Genomic DNA, 633 nt, shown 5'->3' on the forward strand with positions numbered 1-633 from the left:
CGGACCGCCCCCGTCTGCCGCTTGAGGATCCCCGACCGGACGGGGTAGTGGCGCTTCAGGTCCCGGACCGAGAGCAGCGGGTCGCTCACTCCTCCACCTCCTCGGTCCACTCGATCGACGCCACGGCCGACCGGTCGTAGTCGTCGCCGCCGGGGTGGGAATCGGTGTAGGCGTAACAGGTCGCCTCGTGGCGGTCGTCGCCCCCGCCGGTCGCGTCCCCGTCGTCGAACCGGACCGTCGGCGGCGCTTGGCCGTCGCAGAGTCCGGCTTCCGCGGCGGCACAGCGCGGGTGGAACCGACAGCCTGCGGGCGGGTCGGCGAGGTCAGGCGGCGAGCCGCCGATCGGGTCCAGATCGCGGCGCTCGTCAACGTCGGGGACGCTGCGGAGGAACGCCTGCGTGTAGGGGTGCCGCGGCGAGCCGAGCAGCTGTTTCCGGCTGCCGCGCTCGACGATCCGGCCGGCGTACATCACCATGATCCGCCGACAGAGCTGGGAGACCACGCCGAGGTCGTGGCTGATAAGGAGGAGGGACATCTCCCGTTCGGCGACGAGTTCGCGGAACAGGTCGACGATGCCCGCCTCCACGCTCACGTCCAGCCCGGTCGTCGGCTCGTCGGCGATCAGCAGGTCGG

Annotated in this window: 1 protein-coding gene; it reads right to left on the minus strand. The window is 71.9% G+C overall.

The features are described from left to right. Nucleotides 1–85: 85 nt before the first annotated feature. Nucleotides 86–633 (minus strand): oligopeptide/dipeptide ABC transporter ATP-binding protein (locus tag ACFR9S_RS10880; protein ID WP_379818629.1); only part of this gene is annotated, 548 nt, incomplete at its 5' end.

Origin of the sequence: Halolamina salina (assembly GCF_042678005.1) — an archaeon.
Taxonomy (GTDB): Archaea; Halobacteriota; Halobacteria; order Halobacteriales; family Haloferacaceae; genus Halolamina; species Halolamina salina.